Origin of the sequence: Sphingorhabdus sp. EL138, from assembly GCF_945890115.1 — a bacterium.
Taxonomy (GTDB): domain Bacteria; phylum Pseudomonadota; class Alphaproteobacteria; order Sphingomonadales; family Sphingomonadaceae; genus Sphingorhabdus_B.
In genome coordinates this window covers 1-16,051 of sequence record NZ_CAMDCK010000017.1, presented here as the reverse complement: position 1 = coordinate 16,051, position 16,051 = coordinate 1, and the positions used below count along the sequence as shown (strand labels likewise).

The 16,051-nt window shown below is 54.3% G+C and carries 17 protein-coding genes; 10 read left to right on the top strand and 7 right to left on the bottom strand.

The features are described from left to right. Nucleotides 1-12: 12 nt before the first annotated feature. From dnaG to Q0O07_RS08935, 3 genes are all read right to left on the bottom strand, one after another. Entirely contained in the window at nt 13-1,878 is a 1,866-nt protein-coding gene (gene dnaG, locus Q0O07_RS08945) for a DNA primase (RefSeq protein ID WP_295492666.1), read from the bottom strand. 88 nt (nt 1,879-1,966) lie between these two features. After that, nucleotides 1,967-2,365, bottom strand: coding sequence for an endonuclease domain-containing protein (locus Q0O07_RS08940; protein ID WP_295492664.1), 399 nt, complete (start codon nt 2,363-2,365; stop codon nt 1,967-1,969). Between the two features lie 51 nt (nt 2,366-2,416). Beyond that, nucleotides 2,417-2,869, bottom strand: a complete 453-nt coding sequence (locus tag Q0O07_RS08935; RefSeq protein WP_295492662.1) for a GatB/YqeY domain-containing protein — start codon at nt 2,867-2,869, stop codon at nt 2,417-2,419. Nucleotides 2,870-3,139: 270 nt separating this feature from the next. Between Q0O07_RS08935 and carA the strand changes: the two genes are divergently transcribed. From carA to Q0O07_RS08910, 5 genes are all read left to right on the top strand, one after another. Beyond that, nucleotides 3,140-4,297 carry a glutamine-hydrolyzing carbamoyl-phosphate synthase small subunit gene (gene carA, locus Q0O07_RS08930; RefSeq protein ID WP_295492660.1) on the top strand — a complete coding sequence of 386 codons (1,158 nt, stop codon included), beginning with the start codon at nt 3,140-3,142 and terminating at the stop codon, nt 4,295-4,297. Continuing rightward, nucleotides 4,294-4,524: a DUF4177 domain-containing protein gene (locus Q0O07_RS08925; protein ID WP_295492658.1), complete on the top strand. Its 231-nt coding sequence runs from the start codon at nt 4,294-4,296 to the stop codon at nt 4,522-4,524. Before carA ends, Q0O07_RS08925 begins: the two co-directional genes overlap by 4 nt. Beyond that, nucleotides 4,524-7,844, top strand: coding sequence for a carbamoyl-phosphate synthase large subunit (carB, locus tag Q0O07_RS08920; RefSeq protein ID WP_295492656.1), 3,321 nt, complete (start codon nt 4,524-4,526; stop codon nt 7,842-7,844). Before Q0O07_RS08925 ends, carB begins: the two co-directional genes overlap by 1 nt. A 98-nt stretch (nt 7,845-7,942) precedes the next feature. Further along, nucleotides 7,943-8,419 carry a transcription elongation factor GreA gene (gene greA / locus Q0O07_RS08915; protein WP_295492654.1) on the top strand — a complete coding sequence of 159 codons (477 nt, stop codon included), beginning with the start codon at nt 7,943-7,945 and terminating at the stop codon, nt 8,417-8,419. A 36-nt stretch (nt 8,420-8,455) separates the two neighbouring features. Next, nucleotides 8,456-9,118 carry a rhomboid family intramembrane serine protease gene (locus Q0O07_RS08910; protein WP_295492652.1) on the top strand — a complete coding sequence of 221 codons (663 nt, stop codon included), beginning with the start codon at nt 8,456-8,458 and terminating at the stop codon, nt 9,116-9,118. 19 nt (nt 9,119-9,137) lie between these two features. Here Q0O07_RS08910 and Q0O07_RS08905 read toward each other — a convergent pair whose 3' ends face one another. The 4 genes from Q0O07_RS08905 to Q0O07_RS08890 form a co-directional block, all read right to left on the bottom strand. Next, on the bottom strand, nt 9,138-9,356 hold the full coding sequence (locus tag Q0O07_RS08905; RefSeq protein WP_295492650.1) for a DUF4170 domain-containing protein: 219 nt from the start codon (nt 9,354-9,356) through the stop codon (nt 9,138-9,140). A 10-nt stretch (nt 9,357-9,366) separates the two neighbouring features. Continuing rightward, nucleotides 9,367-9,852, bottom strand: coding sequence for a hypothetical protein (locus Q0O07_RS08900; protein WP_295492648.1), 486 nt, complete (start codon nt 9,850-9,852; stop codon nt 9,367-9,369). A 330-nt stretch (nt 9,853-10,182) separates the two neighbouring features. After that, entirely contained in the window at nt 10,183-10,584 is a 402-nt protein-coding gene (locus Q0O07_RS08895; RefSeq protein WP_295492647.1) for a hypothetical protein, read from the bottom strand. 51 nt (nt 10,585-10,635) lie between these two features. Then, complete coding sequence (locus Q0O07_RS08890; RefSeq protein WP_295492645.1) at nt 10,636-11,148, bottom strand: hypothetical protein; 513 nt, start codon at nt 11,146-11,148, stop codon at nt 10,636-10,638. Between the two features lie 199 nt (nt 11,149-11,347). Between Q0O07_RS08890 and eno the strand changes: the two genes are divergently transcribed. From eno to Q0O07_RS08865, 5 genes are all read left to right on the top strand, one after another. Further along, entirely contained in the window at nt 11,348-12,622 is a 1,275-nt protein-coding gene (gene eno / locus Q0O07_RS08885) for a phosphopyruvate hydratase (RefSeq protein WP_295492642.1), read from the top strand. 76 nt (nt 12,623-12,698) lie between these two features. Further along, nucleotides 12,699-12,980 carry a septum formation initiator family protein gene (locus tag Q0O07_RS08880; protein WP_295492641.1) on the top strand — a complete coding sequence of 94 codons (282 nt, stop codon included), beginning with the start codon at nt 12,699-12,701 and terminating at the stop codon, nt 12,978-12,980. Between the two features lie 119 nt (nt 12,981-13,099). Further along, complete coding sequence (gene pdhA, locus Q0O07_RS08875; protein ID WP_295492736.1) at nt 13,100-14,176, top strand: pyruvate dehydrogenase (acetyl-transferring) E1 component subunit alpha; 1,077 nt, start codon at nt 13,100-13,102, stop codon at nt 14,174-14,176. Further along, nucleotides 14,176-15,564 (top strand): pyruvate dehydrogenase complex E1 component subunit beta, encoded by a 1,389-nt coding sequence (locus Q0O07_RS08870; RefSeq protein WP_295492639.1) that lies wholly within the window; start codon nt 14,176-14,178, stop codon nt 15,562-15,564. The genes pdhA and Q0O07_RS08870 overlap by 1 nt, the downstream gene beginning before the upstream one ends. Before the next feature lie 33 nt (nt 15,565-15,597). Further along, a partial coding sequence (locus Q0O07_RS08865) for a squalene/phytoene synthase family protein (RefSeq protein WP_295492637.1) occupies nt 15,598-16,051 on the top strand: 454 nt, incomplete at its 3' end.

The window sequence follows — 16,051 nt, the reverse complement described above, 5'->3', positions numbered from 1 at the left end:
TCCCCGATAAACTTATAAACTATCCGCATCACGCCGAAAAAATTCGATGATACGATCGTCAAATGCCTTTTTTTCGTGTCGCAACCTTTGCTGTTCGGCAAAAGTCTCTTCAGTCATCTCCAAACCCGCCAACCGCGTGGCGCGTTCCAGAGCTTCTTCCAGCGCCGGGCGCTGCTTCATAAGCCTGATTGCTTCACCCAAATTTTTTGAAGCGTTAGAAAATCCGTCGCCTCCCGAACCGAACTCTCCGCGGTTAAAGGGAAAAACCTTACCATTGCTGTGGAGCAGTGTCGACGCGACATTATACAACTTCTCGCCCAATATGGTAATTAGCCCCTCGGTATCAAGCGTTTCTTTGTTAAAAGATTGGTTGAGCATCACGGTAAGCAAAGCCGCATGATTCGGGTCGGACGGAACGAAGTGGCTTAGCGCTTCATGATGTTGGGCAATAAGGGCGGGGTGGCGCAATAAAGCGGCAAGTATACCTTGGATCAAAAAGTCCGAACCCTTGGCGTTGAAGCTTTTGGTTTCCGCGCCCGGCGGTAAAATGGGCGGCTTACGCCAATCGCGCTTTTGCCCGCGCACAAAAGGTGCCGATGGCGTAAACGGCGCGCTGCGTCGCTGCGCGAATAGATTGTCGAACCGCTCACGAAAGGCATCGGCATAATGGCGGCGAATTTCTCCATCCGCGATATTTGCCATATGCGCCCCTAGTCGTTGTTTAAGCCCTGCACGATCCTCAGGTGTGTCGAGTGGCCCTGCAGACATCTCTGCCCTCCATAACCTCTCTACGAGCGGCTGAGAGGCTTCTAGAAGCTGCGTGAGTGCGGCGGCACCCGATGCCTTCACAAGATCGTCAGGGTCTTGTCCTTCGGGCAAGGTCACAAACTGAAGACTATGGCCGGGTTTCAACAATGGAAGGGCGCGTAAAGCCGCGCGGATGGCGGCCTTTTGACCTGCAGAATCGCCATCAAAGCATAACAACGGCTTCTCCGTCATTCGCCAAAGCATTTGGATCTGCTGTTCAGTCAGCGCGGTTCCTAGAGGCGCCACCGCATCAGCAAAGCCCGCCTGCGCGAGGGCAATGACGTCCATATAACCTTCGACCACAATCACGCGGCCTGTCTGGCGCGAAGCAGGGGAGCATTTTTCCAGATTGTACAACACACGGCCCTTGTCGAATAAGGGCGTGTCGGGTGAGTTGAGATATTTGGGTTCGCCTTCGCCCAATATACGCCCGCCAAAGGCAATCACGCGGCCACGCGGATCACGGATCGGGATCATCAGCCGACCGCGAAACCGGTCATAGGGCGCTTTCCCGTCGACGGATATTAGCAGCCCTGCCTCAATCAAGTTCGGTTCACCAAATTGCTTAAGTGCGGTTTTTAGGCCCGTGCGATTGTCGGGCGCGAGGCCGAAGCCAAAGTCGCGGATCGTTTGCTCGGTAAACCCGCGTTGTTTGAGATAACCCCGCGCGGCGGAGCCCTCAACGCCAAGCAATTGCGTGACAAACCAGTCCTGCGCCGCCGTCATGACGTCATATAGGCTGTTTGCCTTCTCCGCGCGCTGCGCTGCCTTAGGATCAGCGGCAGGGACCTCCATCCCGGCCTCTGCCGCCAGTTCCTTAATCGCATCCATGAAAGACAGGCCGCGCTGGTCGGTCATCCAGCGAATGGCATCACCATGCGCGGAACAGCCAAAACAATGGTAAAAGCCCTTTTCATCGTTGATCGTGAAGCTGGGTGATTTTTCGTTATGGAACGGGCAGCATGCCTTAAACTCGCGGCCTGCCTTTGTGACCTTAACGGTGCGTCCGATCAACGCGGAAAGCGTGATCCGCGCGCGTAATTCATCCAGCCATTGCGGGGTAAGGGTCATTGGGCCTTCATCCTCGAAGCCCACCCCCGGCTCCTCCCGCCTGCGGGAGTGGAGTAGAATGACGATATAACTTGTGCGGGACTTATCTTCACCTGTTCCCCTCCCGCAGGCGGGAGGGGTTAGGGGTGGGCAGCGACATATCGGTCAAAACCTCACCGATCATCACAAGCACCCCTTCCAAATTCTGCATCACATCCCCATTCGTAAATCGGATCAGCCGATACCCTTGCGCTTCAATCCACTCGGTACGGACGCAATCATACTCAACCTGCACGTCATGGGAAGGGCCATCAATTTCGACCACGAGCTTTGCAGACCGACACACAAAGTCTGCGAAATAAGGGCCGATGGGTATTTGGCGGCTAAACTTAAATCCATCCAATTGGTTTTTTGACAAGCTTTGCCACAACTTGGTTTCAGCTGGTGTTGCTTGCTGTCGCAGATCACGCGCGCGTCTTGTGTTTCTTGGTTCGAACGGTCTTTCCATTGCTGCTGGATGCCCACCCCCAACCCCTCCCGCCTGCGGGAGGGGCCAATTTTAACCCAACGCTGCCTTCACAAGGCCACTGGCCTTGCTCATGTCGAGTTGTGGGCCATGACGTTCTTTCAGAATGGCCATGACGCGGCCCATATCCTTCAGGCTCTCTGCGGCCAGTTCAGCCTTAATGCCCTCAATCGCCGCGCTGGTTTCCGCGTCGCTCAACTGTGTGGGCAGGAAATCTTCGATGATTGTCAATTCAGCCGCTTCAACCGCAGCAAGTTCCGCACGGCCACCTTGTTCATATAACGCGATCGACTCGCGGCGTTGCTTGATCATTTTCTGCATGACCTCAACGACCATCGCGTCATCATCGGGTTGCTGGGATGCGGTACGCAGTTCGATGTCGCGGTCTTTAATCTTGGCGAGAATTAGGCGCACGGCGGCCAGACGGTCTTTTTCGCCTGCCTTCATAGCGGTAATCTGGGCGGCTTTGATGGTGTCACGAATCATGATGTTCTTTCCAAACTAAGGTAATCCGCGGTGATAGCCAATCCGCGTCAAACCGTCACCCTGAACTTGGTTCAATGGTCTATCACGCCCCATGAGCAGGGATTGAGAGAATAAATAGACCCTGAACCAAGTTCAGGGTGACGTTAGAAAGAGAATAGCGTAAACATTCCACAGCTTTCTTGATTTCCGCATTGACGCTTTGGGTCACCATCTCTAGGCGCAATGCCTTAGCGACATTGCTGTATTCCGTTTAACAGGAGCGACCCCATCATGGCCGACCCCAAATCTTCGCGCGCGCCTTCTGGAGCGACGGGGGTATTGGTTTTAGCGTCCGGGGAAGTGGTCTGGGGCAGGGGCTTTGGCGCAGAGGGCCAAGCGGTTGGTGAAGTCTGCTTCAACACCGCAATGACCGGTTATCAGGAAGTGATGACTGATCCGTCCTACGCTGGGCAAATCATCAACTTCACCTTCCCGCATATCGGCAATGTCGGCACGAACCCCGAAGATGTCGAGGCACTGAACCCGCATGCTTTGGGGGCGATTGTGCGGCAAGATGTAACCGACCCATCCAATTTCCGCAGCACGCAGCATTTTGACTCATGGATGAAGGCCAATGGCCGCATCGGTATCTCCGGCATTGATACCCGCGCGCTGACCCGGCTGATCCGTGTAGCCGGCGCGCCAAACGCCGTGATTGCACATTCGGCAACCGGCGATTTCGATCTGCCTACATTGTTAGCGCGGGCAAAGGCGTGGGCTGGATTGGAGGGCATGGACCTCGCCAAGGATGTGACAACGCTGCAAACTTATGGTTGGGATCAAGGGCTTTGGACGCGGGGTTCGGGCTATGCCGTCCCAGCCAAGGGCAGTAAAAAGGTCGTCGCCGTTGATTATGGCATCAAACACAACATCCTGCGCAACCTTGTCGATGTGGGCTGTGACGTGACCATTGTGCCGGCCACCGCAAGCTTTGAAGACATCATGGCCCACGCGCCCGATGGCCTCTTCTTGTCGAACGGCCCCGGCGACCCCGCCGCAACGGGCGTATATGCCGTGCCGGTGATCAAGCAATGGCTTGAAACCAAAAAGCCCTTGTTCGGCATCTGCCTTGGCCACCAGATGCTTGGCCTCGCGGTCGGCGCGAAGACAGAGAAAATGCATCAGGGGCATCGCGGCGCGAACCATCCGGTCAAGCGCCTGAGCGACTGCACAGTCGAAATCACCAGCATGAACCACGGCTTTGCAGTGGACGCCGCAACCTTACCCGCCAACGCGGAGGCGACGCATATCAGCCTCTTCGACGGCAGCAATTGCGGCTTCGAACTCGCCGACCAGCCCGCATTTTCGGTGCAATACCACCCCGAAGCCTCACCCGGCCCACAGGACAGCCATTATTTGTTCGAGAAATTCGCGGGGATGATGGGATGAGCACTCCGTATGTCCCTATGAAATGGGAATATATCGTTGTGAAATATGTAGGCAGCATTTGGAGTAGTAGTGGTCAATGGGATCGCCCAGAGCTGGAAAACATGTCCACAGAACAAATGCTAAATCATTATGGTGTTTTGGGTTGGGAATTAATCAAAATTGGTCCCGTGCATGAAACCAGCAGCGCGCCCTCTGCGGCTTATATTCTCAAGCGGCGAGTAGCATAATGCCCAAACGTACTGACATCAAATCCATCCTCATCATCGGCGCTGGCCCCATCATCATTGGGCAGGCGTGCGAGTTTGATTATTCGGGGACGCAGGCGTGTAAGGCGCTGCGCGAAGAGGGTTATCGCATCATCCTCGTCAATTCGAATCCGGCGACGATCATGACCGATCCGGATATGGCTGACGCGACTTATGTCGAGCCGATCACGCCCGAAATTGTTGCCAAGATCATCGAAAAAGAGCGCCCTGACGCGGTGTTGCCGACCATGGGTGGGCAGACGGCGCTGAACGTCGCTTTGGCCTTGTTCAACGATGGTACGCTGGCGAAATATGGTGTCGAGATGATCGGCGCGGATGCCGAGGCGATTGATAAGGCTGAGGACCGGATCAAGTTCCGCGACGCGATGACCAAAATCGGCCTGGAATCCGCGCGTTCAGGTATTGCGCATTCGTTGGAGGAGGCGTTGGATGTGCTGGAACGCACGGGCCTGCCATCGATCATTCGTCCAAGCTTTACCATGGGCGGCACCGGCGGCGGGATTGCTTATAATCGCGACGAGTTCATCAAGATCGTCACGGGTGGGCTGGATGCATCGCCAACCACCGAAGTGTTGATTGAGGAATCTTTGCTCGGTTGGAAAGAGTTTGAGATGGAAGTCGTGCGCGACCGCGCCGACAATGCTATCATCATTTGCTCCATCGAAAATGTAGACCCGATGGGCGTGCATACCGGCGATTCCATAACCGTTGCGCCTGCGCTGACGCTGACTGACAAAGAATATCAGATTATGCGCAATGCGAGCATCGCGTGCTTGCGTGAAATTGGCGTAGAAACAGGTGGTTCCAACGTACAGTTCGCAGTCAATCCCGCTGATGGTCGCCTGATCGTCATCGAAATGAACCCGCGCGTGTCGCGTTCTTCGGCGCTGGCGTCAAAGGCGACGGGCTTCCCCATCGCCAAGGTTGCCGCGAAACTGGCGGTTGGCTTTACGCTCGACGAAATCACCAACGACATTACCGGCGCAACGCCTGCGTCGTTTGAACCGACGATTGACTATGTCGTCACCAAAATCCCGCGCTTTGCCTTTGAAAAGTTTAAAGGCGCCGAGCCATTGTTGCATACTGCCATGAAATCGGTTGGCGAGGTTATGGCGATTGGCCGCAATATCCACGAAAGCATGCAAAAGGCGCTGCGTGGGCTTGAGACTGGGTTGTCTGGTTTTAATTACATCGATGCGCTCAAGGGGGCATCTAAGGACGAATTGTCCGCCGAACTCAGCCGCGCGACTCCCGATCGCCTGCTGGTTGCAGCACAAGCCCTGCGTGAGGGCATGACCGTAGCCGAAATCCATGCCATCGCGAAGTTCGACCCATGGTTCCTCGAACGGCTACAAGAAATCATTGCCGCCGAGAATGATGTTAAAACAAATGGTCTGCCCAATAATGCAGAGGCGCTGCGCCGTTTGAAGGCCATGGGCTTCTCCGATAAAAGGCTCGCTTATCTGGCGGTGGAGTCGGTCCATTTGCGGCCCGGAATGGAAACGGCAGTCCGCCGCGGTTCGGGCATTGCGATGCAGGCTGCCCGCGCGATGGCAGGTGCTGTGACTGAAGATGAAGTGCGTGCGCTGCGTCACAAGTTGGGCGTCCGTCCGGTGTTCAAGCGTATCGACACCTGTGCTGCGGAATTTGAGGCAAAGACGCCCTATATGTATTCCACTTATGAGGCACCAAGTTTTGGTACGCCGGAGTGTGAGAGCGCGCCTACGGATCTCGAGAAAATCGTCATCTTGGGCGGCGGACCAAACCGCATCGGGCAGGGAATCGAGTTTGATTATTGCTGCGTCCACGCCTGCTTTGCGCTCGCTGATGCGGGCTATGAAACGATTATGGTCAACTGCAACCCAGAAACGGTGTCGACGGACTATGACACATCCGATCGTTTGTATTTCGAACCGCTGACCGCTGAGGACGTGCTGGAAATCCTGCATGTCGAGCAACAAAATGGCACGCTAAAAGGTGTTATCGTTCAGTTCGGCGGGCAAACGCCGCTGAACTTGGCAAAGGCCCTCGAGGCGGCGGGTATTCCTATTTTGGGAACGTCACCCGATGCTATCGATTTGGCCGAAGACCGCGAGCGCTTTGCCGCGCTGATTAACCAGCTTAAGCTCAAGCAGCCCGAAAACGGCATCGCGCGCAGCCGCGAAGAGGCGATCAAGGTCGCCGAAAATATTGGCTACCCTGTGCTGATGCGCCCGTCTTATGTGCTTGGCGGCCGCGCGATGGAAATCGTCGATACCCAGGCGCAGTTGGAAAATTACATCCAGACAGCGGTAATAGTATCGGGCGATTCGCCAGTTTTGATCGACAGCTATTTGCGCGATGCGATTGAGGTTGACGTCGATGCCTTATGCGATGGCGACGATGTGGTGGTTGCTGGCATCCTGCAACATATCGAAGAAGCAGGCGTGCATAGCGGCGACTCTGCGTGCACTATCCCGCCATATAGCCTGCCTGCAGACATTATTTCTGAAATCCGCCGTCAGACGGAATTGCTTGCAGTAAACCTGCATGTTCGCGGCTTAATGAACATCCAATTTGCGGTGAAAGACGGGGAAGTTTACCTGATTGAGGTCAACCCGCGTGCCAGCCGCACCGTGCCTTTTGTGGCCAAGGCCATTGGCGCGCCCATCGCGAAGATCGCCGCGCGCGTTATGGCGGGTGAGAAATTGAAGGATTTGCCGCCGATCAATCTCGATATTGATTATATTGCGGTGAAAGAGGCGGTGTTCCCGTTTGACCGCTTCCCCGGTGTTGATCCTGTGCTGTCGCCCGAAATGAAGTCAACCGGCGAAGTCATGGGCATTGATCGTGATTTCGCGACGGCCTTTGCCAAATCCCAAATAGGCGCGCGTATGCCACCGCCGATGAGCGGGAAGCTGTTCGTATCGGTCAAAGATACCGATAAGGCCGTTATTGTTCCTGCGGTCCGGCAAGCTATCGCATGTGGTTTTACCGTATGTGCGACCGGTGGCACTGCCGATTATTTGTTGGCGCAGGGCATAGAGGTTGAGCGCGTGAACAAGGTTGCCCAAGGCCGCCCGCACATTGTCGACAAGATCAAAGATGGCGAAATCCAGCTTATCTTCAACACGACCGAAGGTTGGCAAAGCCTGAAAGACAGCGAAGAAATCCGCCGTTCCGCGCTTGCGGGCAAGGTTTCTCAATATACGACGGCTGCGGGAAGTTTGGCGGTTGCGCAGGCGATTGCCGCGCTCCAACAACGGCAACTTGAAGTTCGGCCACTTCAAGACTATTATTAAAACGCGCAGTATCTTTCCCCGACTACTGAACTGCATATCGGATGGGTGGTTAGCACCCGTCCGGTCGGGATATTTTTGTGACGAAGGGTTTTTGCCTGATGGCGAGTTTTGAGAAATATCCGATGTTGGCCGAAGGCTATGAAAAGCTGACGACCGACTTGAAGCGCCTTCGTGACGAACGTCCGTTGATTGTGGAAGCAATTGAGGAAGCGCGCGCGCATGGCGATCTGTCGGAAAATGCCGAATATCACGCCGCGAAGGAACGTCAGGGCCAGGTTGAAGCCGCGATTTCGGAAATCGAGGACAAGATTGGTCGTGCGCAGATTATAGACCCTTCAACCCTTTCGGGCGATAAAATTGTATTTGGTGCGACCGTTAACTTGTTGGACGAAAATGATAAGCCCGTGCGCTATCAGCTTGTTGGCGAGACTGAGGCCGATGCAAAAGCGGGCCGCATTTCGTACAACTCGCCATTGGGCCGCGCGCTGATTGGGCGTGTTGTCGAAGACGAAGTTGAATTGACTGTGCCGTCCGGCGACAAATATTATCTTGTATCGAAAATCGAGTTTATTTGATTATGCGCTTTGGTGAGAGGCGTCAGACGGACTAATATGCAGTTTCCGCGTGGCCCTGTTACCAATGCATTGGTGGTCATCAATCTGGTGATCGCGGCAATATTGCTAGTTCCGTCTTGGTGGCAATATTCGGTGATATCGGGCGGGCTGTTCCCGATCCGCTTAAGCAGCGGTAGTGCGGCATTTTCTGATGTCGGGGTCTTGGTACCAGCGTTTTTGACGCCCCTATCTGCTGCTTTTCTGCATGGCGGTGTCGCGCATGTCGTGATGAACATGCTGATGCTTTTACTTATCGGTAAGATGGTGGAGCGCGTATTGGGCAGTGGGCTCTATCTCGCGCTTTACATCGGGTCGGCTTATATTGCCGCAGCTATGGAGTGGCTCGCGTCATTCATGGCTTGGCCCATGTCTGTGGACATGATGGCGCCAGCCATTGGTGCAAGCGGCGCAATCTCGGGCGTTATAGGTGCTTATGTGCTGCTCTTTCCAAACAAAAAACCGAAGTCTTGGGGACCGATCTCGGCTGAATATGCCCGGCTATTTCATTTAACTATCGCCTGGGCGGGGTTAAATCTTGCGCTTGGTTTTGTGGGGCCTAGCTTGGGAATCGCTATCGCAATATGGTCGCACATGGGCGGGTTTGTCGCCGGATTATTGTTGGCGCGGCCATTGTTGTTATGGCGGTATCGGCGCGCCTAATCAGCGCGGCGAGCCGTTATCAGCTTTCGGGTTGCAAAAGCTTGTGCAAATGCACCACAACATATTTCATTTCGGCATCATCGACTGTGCGCTGGGCCGCCCCGCGCCATGCTTCCTCAGCACTGGCATAATCGGGAAACATGCCGACAATGTCCAAATTTTCGAGGTCGGTAAATTTTAACGTTTGCGGGTTGTCTACGCGGCCACCAAAAACGAGATGTAATTTCGTATCGTTCAAACGACTATCCTTAACTTTTTTCCTTAGCCGCATCTGTAGCGGCCTGACCCGCGGCCTTTACAGCGAGAGCGGCCTTGTTAACAAGCTCCCTAAATTGCGCACGCATTGCTTCGCCATTTAACCCAAGCGTATCGACTTGGCTCATGCCAGCGACTTTCGCAGCGTCGGCTATTTTACGCGCTTTTTTGTTCAATTTCTTGCCCGCCTTGCCCAGCACTTTGGTCTCGCGTTCGGTCCGCGGCAAAAGCGCGCCGACGATCGCGCCAATGGCAATACCGCCTAGCACGATGGCAAGCGGGTTTTTATCAATACCGTCGCTCGTCTTTGCTTTTGCTTTGCGGGCCATTTCCTTCGATTGCTCTAAGCCTGTGGCGGCAGCATCTTTGCTTTTCTCCAATGCGGCCGCAGCCTTCTGACGCGCCGCAGCGGTCGAACGTGTGGTTTTCGCTTTCGCGCTATCAGCTGCGGATTTGATGCTGTCGCCAATCTTGCTCATATATTGTTCCTATATCATTTGCTGGAGGGCGTTTTGATTTTACTCTGTCGCCGCGTCGAAATCCAACGCGTAATTGGGCCGCGCATCACAATTAACAAGGCACTTGCCCCTATAACACCAATTATGGGCGCGTTGTACTTTGCAATTTGAACTGTCTCGTCTGCGATCTGCTTGGCTTGGGTGGTTTGTCGTTCAACGAACCGCCTGAGTTGATTGCGTGGATTAAGGATATCACGCGTGACGGCCAAGCTCCCTTGAAACTTGCGCCGCAAATACCGCCGCTCAGCGTTCGACAAAATCACGCTATCACGGTCAGTGACAACAGGTTCTTCAGGTAAGATCGTCGACATTTTTCTGCATTTCCGGAAAGTAAACTTTCCGCATCCATTTTCGGGCCAATGCCGCGAAAAAGATACCGATGATCACAAAGCTTATGGTGACGAGCAAGGTTGCCGCCAATGGGCCAATTATTGGCGAAAGTGAGAGGACCAGGCCAAGCACCAGCGCAATGGAAGCTCCACCAAATGCGCATGCCGCGACTGCACCATAACGGAATGACCAGAGGAATACATGGCGTGTGTAATCTAACCGCGACCGATGATAGCGCATTTCTGCCTTCACCATCGCCCGCAGATCCTCCATCACCAACGCTAGCTGTTCGCTCGCGCTTGGCTCAATCGGAGGCTCTAAGTGTTCCGACGCTTCATGCTGAGGTTCTTCGATCTTTATCATACCCGCTTATCGGTCATTAGCGACATTTTGCAATGCTGCCTGTGTTGCTACTCAAGCGTCTTTGCCACCAGAACGCACAAGACGCGCCAAAACAAAGCCTATTGCAGCAGCGGCGCCAATAGCGACGGCGGGGCTTTTGCGAACGAATTGTCGAGCATCTTCTGCCAATGCATCCACATCCTTAGCGTCCATTTTGCCGGCAAAACCTTCAACCATGTCGGCTGCGCTACGGGCATAGTCGCCATATTGTTTGCCAACATTATCGTCGATGGTACCAGCGCTGTCGCGGATTAGCTTGCTAATGCTGCCAACCGCTTCGGTGGCGCGATCCTTGCCTTTGGTTGCCGCCGCGCGGACGGTATCGGTGGCTTGGGCCTTAAAATCATTCATGTCGGTCTTGACCTTTTCCTTGACGTTTTCGGTCTTGCCTTTGGTTGGTTGCGCCTTTGCCACAGCCTTTGGTGCAGCGGTCTTTGCCTTGCCTACTGCCTTAGCGGCAGGCTTGGCTGCTGCTGGCTTAGTGGTTGCTTTCTGGGCTGCTGCGGGCTTTTCGGTTTCGGCCATAACAATGTATCCTTTTGAACAACTGGGGCGAAAGAAATTGTCTTGCTATCCGTGAATATTTGTATTGCGCGTGCCTTAGTCAACTATAGCACCGCAAATTTAGTTTTAAAATCGATATGTCGGTGCGTCGTTGCCAAATCCCGATCACAAGGATAGACGCGCTGACATAACGCCTCACACGCACGAATGGACCCTAGTTATGACAGCTATCCTTGATATTCACGCTCGCCAGATTCTCGACAGTCGGGGCAATCCGACGGTTGAAGTCGATGTCGTGCTAGAGGATGGCAGCTTTGGTCGCGCCGCCGTGCCATCTGGTGCATCCACAGGCGCGTATGAAGCCGTTGAAAAGCGTGATGGCGACATGTCCAAATATATGGGCAAGGGCGTGCTCCAAGCGGTTGACGTCGTCAACGGACCAATTTTTGAAGCCTTGGTTGAACTGGACGCGGAAGAGCAGGAAAATATTGATGCGGTCATGATTGACCTTGATGGCACGGACAATAAATCGAACCTAGGCGCGAATGCCATTCTGGGCGTCAGCCTTGCGGTAGCAAAAGCTGCGGCGGATGCACGCGGGCTTCCGCTGTATCGCTATGTTGGCGGCGTAAATGCCCATGTCCTGCCAGTGCCGATGATGAATATTATCAATGGCGGGGAGCATGCAGACAATCCGATTGATTTTCAGGAATTCATGGTCATGCCCGTCGGCGCTGGCTCAATTGCGGAAGCTGTCCGCTGGGGTTCAGAAATATTCCACACGTTGAAGAAGGGTCTGCATGAGAAGGGTCTGGCAACCTCGGTAGGCGACGAAGGTGGCTTTGCCCCCAATTTGGCGTCAACCCGTGATGCGTTGGATTTCATCATGACGTCGGTTGAAAAGGCAGGATTTAAAGCAGGGGAAGATGTCGTCTTGGCGCTGGATTGCGCGGCAACCGAATTCTTCCGCAACGGTAAATATGAAATATCAGGCGAAGGACTTTCCCTGACGCCGCACCAAATGGCCGATTATCTTGCCGCGCTTTGCAAGGATTATCCGATCCTGTCGATTGAAGACGGCATGAGCGAAGATGACTTTGAGGGTTGGAAGGCTATCACGGACAAAATTGGTTCTGAGGTGCAATTGGTGGGTGATGATTTGTTCGTTACGAACCCAGAGCGCCTGTCGATGGGTATCGGCAAAGGACTTGCAAACTCCTTGCTGGTTAAGGTCAATCAGATCGGTACTTTGACAGAGACGCTGGCCGCCGTTTCTATGGCGCACCGTGCGTCCTACACAGCCGTAATGTCGCACCGTTCGGGCGAGACCGAAGACGCGACGATTGCCGACCTTGCTGTGGCAACCAATTGCGGCCAGATCAAAACCGGAAGCCTTGCCCGTTCGGACCGGCTGGCCAAGTATAACCAGCTTATCCGAATAGAAGAAGAGCTTGGCGCTTCTGCGATTTATGCCGGACGGGGTATTTTCCGCTGACCGTGATATCCTTGCCAAATCGTATAAACTATGATTCTATCTGAAAATGGTTCGAAGCAATAAAAAACCGCAATATATGAAGTCAGTGGTTGGGCCTGCTTTAGGGCTTTTCGCTTTGCTCGGGATCGCGTCTTACGCATTGCTGGGTCCGACGGGAATTATTGCATGGACCGACTATCGCGCGGCGTTGAGTGAGCGTAAAGTTGAGCTGGCAAAGTTGCAAAAGGAACGGGACGCTTTGCGTAACCGGCAACTCCTGCTGGACCGAGACAATGTCGACCCGGACCTTGCGGGCGAACTGATGCGCAAAGAATTGAACGTCGTTGCCCCTGACGAAGTTGTCGTTCCGTTAAAGTAAGGCGTTAGCCACCCAATGAATCACTACGCAGTGATTTCCGTTGCGGAAAAGCGCTTTTCACCTTTGCCAATTTTGGCTAGGCGCCGGTGCACGCGCAAATAAAAATTCCATTAAAGGAAATAATTTTGGCAACCACTCCAGCGAAAAAATCTGCTTCCAAGAAGGCAAGCGTCAGCGAAGATGCGGCGCGCGCCAACAGGGAGCGACCGACCGAGCCGGTTCCGTATAAAGCGACTAAGGAAGAGCTTTTGAAGTTCTACCGCGACATGTTGTTGATCCGGCGCTTTGAGGAAAAGGCGGGGCAGCTTTATGGCCTAGGGCTGATCGGTGGTTTTTGCCATTTGTATATCGGGCAAGAAGCGGTCGCGATTGGCCTGCAATCCGCGCTGACACCGGGCAAAGACAGCGTCATCACCGGCTATCGGGACCATGGCCATATGCTGGCTTATGGCATCGACCCAAATGTCATTATGGCCGAACTGACTGGCCGCGCTGCCGGCATATCAAAGGGCAAGGGCGGGTCGATGCACATGTTCTCGACCGAACATAAATTTTACGGCGGACACGGGATTGTCGGCGCGCAGGTATCGCTCGGCGCGGGCCTTGCCTTTGGGCATAAATATGCGAATGATGGCGGCGTGTGCCTTGCCTATTTTGGCGACGGCGCATCCAATCAGGGGCAGGTCTATGAAAGCTTCAACATGGCGGAGCTTTGGAAGCTGCCCATCATCTTCGTGATCGAAAATAACCAATATGCCATGGGCACCAGTGTCAACCGCGCTTCGTCCGAAGATCAGCTTTATCGCCGCGGTGAGAGTTTCCGCATTCCCGGCATTCAAGTCGACGGCATGGATGTCCTAGCCGTTCGCGGCGCTGCCGAGGTTGCGTTGGATTGGGTACGCAGTGGTAAGGGACCTGTATTGTTGGAAATGAAAACCTACCGTTATCGGGGCCATTCCATGTCCGACCCTGCTAAGTACCGCAGCCGTGATGAGGTCCAGTCTGTTCGCGACAACAGCGACCCGATTGAAGGTTGCAAAGCCTATCTCGCGGAAATGGGTGTGGGTGCAGACGTGCTGAAGGTCATTGAAAAAGAGATTCGGACGATTGTGAACGAGTCCGCGGATTTTGCTGAAACCTCGCCAGAGCCCGATCTTGCTGAACTATATACTGACGTGCTGGTGGAGCAATATTGATGGCAATCGAACTTAAGATGCCCGCGCTTTCGCCAACGATGGAAGAAGGCACCTTGGCCAAATGGCTGGTCAAAGAGGGCGATAGCGTCAAATCTGGCGATATTCTTGCAGAGATCGAGACCGATAAGGCGACTATGGAATTTGAAGCTGTGGACGAAGGCGTGATTTCGTCGATTACCGTTCCCGAAGGGACCGATGGGGTCAAAGTTGGCACGGTGATTGCGTTGATTACGGGTGAGGGAGAAGAAACTGCGCCTGCGGCTTCCCCAAAACCAGTCGCATCGAGCCCTGTCGAGACACCGGCAAATAATGCGCCAGCCCCAATTGTGTCGAATAAGCTCGATACAAAAGGGAAGGGGGACGCCACGCCTGCCAAATCTCAGCCAGTCGCTATCGCGAGCGGCAATATGCAATCCGTCACCTTACGCGAAGCCTTGCGCGATGCCATGGCGGAGGAAATGCGCCGCGACGACCGCGTGTTTGTCATGGGTGAGGAAGTCGCTGAGTATCAAGGGGCCTATAAGGTGACGCAAGGCCTGCTCGAAGAATTCGGCGCGCGCCGGGTTATCGATACGCCTATCACGGAATATGGCTTTGCTGGCGTTGGTACCGGGGCCGCAATGGGCGGCTTACGGCCCATTATTGAATTCATGACCTTTAACTTTGCCATGCAGGCGATTGATCACATCATCAACTCAGCAGCCAAGACGAACTATATGTCGGGCGGCCAAATGCGTTGCCCTATCGTGTTCCGTGGTCCAAACGGCGCCGCTGCGCGCGTGGGTGCGCAGCACAGCCAGAATTATGCACCTTGGTATGCTAGTGTCCCCGGGCTCATTGTGATTGCGCCATATGACGCCGCCGATGCCAAGGGATTGTTGAAGGCGGCCATCCGTTGTGAGGACCCGGTCGTATTCCTAGAAAATGAATTACTTTATGGCCGCAGCTTCGAAGTTCCCACTGGCGACGATCATGTCTTGCCCATCGGTAAAGCGCGGGTCATGCGCGAAGGAACCGACGTAACCATTGTCAGCTACTCCATCGGCGTTGGGCTATCACTGGACGCCGCGAACAGATTGGCCGAAGACGGAATTAGCGCTGAGGTCATCGATCTGCGCACCATTCGTCCTCTCGACAAGGCGACGGTTTTGGAAAGTCTTGCAAAAACCAATCGCTTGGTTGTCGCCGAGGAAGGTTGGCCAACTTGTTCGGTCGGCAGCGAAATTGTGGCGATATGCATGGAAGAGGGTTTCGACGATCTAGACGCACCAGTTTTGCGTATCACGAACGAAGATGTTCCAATGCCTTATGCGGCAAACCTGGAGAAGGCGACGTTGGTAAACGCGGATAAGATTGTCGCTGGTGTTCGCAGAACGCTTGGAGTCTAATCCCGCGGTGACCAGATTGTCGCAGGTGCGCAGATGACGGTGGATACTGCTTTGGAACTATCTCCGCCTACGCGGTTGGCAGTTGCCTATGCTCCGTACGATCTTCGGTCAGCATTTGCGCTGATGCTGCACATCGACAACCGATTTGCTGACATATTGCGCAATGCGCGCGATCCGATGATCGCGCAAATCAAAATGGAGTGGTGGCGCGAAGCTTTTGCAAGTGCATCTGACGCACGACCGAAGGGAGAGCCACTGCTGCAGGCGCTCAACGAAGTGGGCGACCGCATCCCTTCAAGCGCATTGGAGGCGCTGGCTTCGGCGTGGGAGCATTTGCTGGGTAATGAGCAGTATAGCCAAGAGATCATCGACACCCATGCCGAATTGCGCGCTGAGGCGATTTTTGCAACCTATGCAAATTGGATGGGCAGCGCGCAGGATATGCGTCCCATTGGACGGAGCTGGGCGCTTGACTCTTTGCGCATTG

Excerpts from the sequence above, each read along its gene's own strand:
- dnaG (WP_295492666.1), bottom strand. The coding sequence starts at position 1,878 with ATGACCCTTACCCCGCAATGGCTGGATGAATTACGCGCGCGGATCACG.
- Q0O07_RS08940 (WP_295492664.1), bottom strand. The coding sequence starts at position 2,365 with ATGGAAAGACCGTTCGAACCAAGAAACACAAGACGCGCGCGTGATCTG.
- Q0O07_RS08935 (WP_295492662.1), bottom strand. The coding sequence starts at position 2,869 with ATGATTCGTGACACCATCAAAGCCGCCCAGATTACCGCTATGAAGGCA.
- carA (WP_295492660.1), top strand. The coding sequence starts at position 3,140 with ATGGCCGACCCCAAATCTTCGCGCGCGCCTTCTGGAGCGACGGGGGTA.
- Q0O07_RS08925 (WP_295492658.1), top strand. The coding sequence starts at position 4,294 with ATGAGCACTCCGTATGTCCCTATGAAATGGGAATATATCGTTGTGAAA.
- carB (WP_295492656.1), top strand. The coding sequence starts at position 4,524 with ATGCCCAAACGTACTGACATCAAATCCATCCTCATCATCGGCGCTGGC.
- greA (WP_295492654.1), top strand. The coding sequence starts at position 7,943 with ATGGCGAGTTTTGAGAAATATCCGATGTTGGCCGAAGGCTATGAAAAG.
- Q0O07_RS08910 (WP_295492652.1), top strand. The coding sequence starts at position 8,456 with ATGCAGTTTCCGCGTGGCCCTGTTACCAATGCATTGGTGGTCATCAAT.
- Q0O07_RS08900 (WP_295492648.1), bottom strand. The coding sequence starts at position 9,852 with ATGAGCAAGATTGGCGACAGCATCAAATCCGCAGCTGATAGCGCGAAA.
- Q0O07_RS08895 (WP_295492647.1), bottom strand. The coding sequence starts at position 10,584 with ATGATAAAGATCGAAGAACCTCAGCATGAAGCGTCGGAACACTTAGAG.
- Q0O07_RS08890 (WP_295492645.1), bottom strand. The coding sequence starts at position 11,148 with ATGGCCGAAACCGAAAAGCCCGCAGCAGCCCAGAAAGCAACCACTAAG.
- eno (WP_295492642.1), top strand. The coding sequence starts at position 11,348 with ATGACAGCTATCCTTGATATTCACGCTCGCCAGATTCTCGACAGTCGG.
- Q0O07_RS08880 (WP_295492641.1), top strand. The coding sequence starts at position 12,699 with ATGAAGTCAGTGGTTGGGCCTGCTTTAGGGCTTTTCGCTTTGCTCGGG.
- Q0O07_RS08870 (WP_295492639.1), top strand. The coding sequence starts at position 14,176 with ATGGCAATCGAACTTAAGATGCCCGCGCTTTCGCCAACGATGGAAGAA.